The 1,071-nt window shown below is 67.3% G+C and carries 1 protein-coding gene; it reads right to left on the bottom strand.

What is annotated here, in order from left to right:
* Positions 1–376: 376 nt before the first annotated feature.
* A partial coding sequence (locus tag ACFY5C_RS42005; RefSeq protein ID WP_389455378.1) for a sensor histidine kinase occupies positions 377–1,071 on the bottom strand: 695 nt, incomplete at its 5' end.

The following is a 1,071-nucleotide window of genomic DNA, read 5'->3' as shown; positions in this document are numbered from 1 at the left end:
GCACGTAACGCGTGAGAGGCCGGACTTGTGCCCGACCCGAGGCGGAGATTTTGCCTCACATCAAGGTCTGTTACTCAATCGACACCCAACCGGACTCCTCAAGAGTGATCGGCTTGGATGGCGAACGGGACCGTACACGGTCCGATTGCCGCTGTTCAAAGGCATCTCACCGTGTACTTCCCGTGATCAGGACCCCCGAAAACCCGGATTTTCCCGGCTTTCCGACCGGTCACATGATCACGGACAGTAGATGGCCGGAAAACCGTCCTTGTGATCGATCACACACGGGTTCCCTTCCGGGGCGGTGTGAAAATTCCGCGCAAAGCGAACAAGCCCACGGAGTGCCGTGTGTCGGCCCGTGTCGGTGCACATGCTCTCAGACCGGGAACGTCACCCGCATCACGAGACCACCTCCCTCCCGTGGCTCCGCCGCGATGTGCCCGCCGTGGGCCCGGGCCACGGACCGCACGATGGACAGCCCGAGGCCCACGCCCTTGTCGCTGCCGGTGCGCTCGGTGCGCAGCCGCCGGAAGGGCTCGAAGAGGTTGTCGATCTCGTACGCCGGCACCACCGGCCCGGTGTTCGTCACGACGAGCACCGCCTGCCCGTGCCTGACCTCGGTGGCGACCTCCACCCAGCCGCCCTCCGGCACGTTGTACCGGACGGCGTTCTGCACCAGGTTCAGCGCGATCCGCTCCAGCAGCACGCCGTTGCCCTGTATGACCGCGGGTCTGTGCTCGCCGCGGATCGTCACGCCCTTGGCGTCGGCCTCCGCGCGGACCTGGTCGACGGCCTGCTCGGCCACCTCCGCGAGGTCCACCGGCTTGCGCTCGACGATCTGGTTCTCGCTGCGGGCGAGCAGGAGCAGGCCCTCCACGAGCTGTTCGCTGCGCTCGTTGGTGGCCAGCAGCGTCTTGCCGAGCTGCTGGAGCTCCACGGGCGCGCCCGGGTCGGAGAGGTGGACCTCCAGGAGGGTCCGGTTGATCGCCAGCGGGGTGCGCAGCTCGTGCGAGGCGTTGCCGACGAAGCGCTGCTGGGCCGTGAAGGCCCGCTGGAGCCGCTCCAGCATCT

Source organism: Streptomyces sp. NPDC012935 (assembly GCF_042900345.1).
In the GTDB taxonomy this organism is placed as follows: Bacteria; Actinomycetota; Actinomycetes; order Streptomycetales; family Streptomycetaceae; genus Streptomyces.
The sequence above is the reverse complement of the archived record's forward strand: the minus strand, read 5'-3'. Positions and strand labels throughout refer to the sequence as shown.